Source organism: Novosphingobium sp. B-7, from assembly GCF_000410615.1.
GTDB classification, from domain to species: domain Bacteria; phylum Pseudomonadota; class Alphaproteobacteria; order Sphingomonadales; family Sphingomonadaceae; genus Novosphingobium; species Novosphingobium capsulatum.
On sequence record NZ_KE148423.1, the window covers coordinates 1 to 226 of the forward strand.

The following is a 226-nucleotide window of genomic DNA, read 5'->3' on the forward strand; positions in this document are numbered from 1 at the left end:
CGGCATCGGCCGCGCGCGGATCGGCCGCAGAAACCAGACCCTGGCGGCCCACATCGGCCCCATCGGTGCGGCCCGGGGTGAGGGCGAGCGCGGGGGCCGGCGTGGTTGCCGTACCCGGTGTGGCGCCGGGCATGGTCTGGCAGGCGGCCAGGGCCAGCGTGGAAATAACCGCGAGGGAAGCGGTGGCAAGCGGGGAGAGGCTGCGCAAGGGCATGGCAGCAAAGGC

1 protein-coding gene is annotated in these 226 nt (G+C 74.3%); it reads right to left on the reverse strand.

What is annotated here, in order from left to right:
* A partial coding sequence (locus H926_RS28770) for a hypothetical protein (protein WP_202804759.1) occupies positions 1-226 on the reverse strand: 226 nt, incomplete at both ends.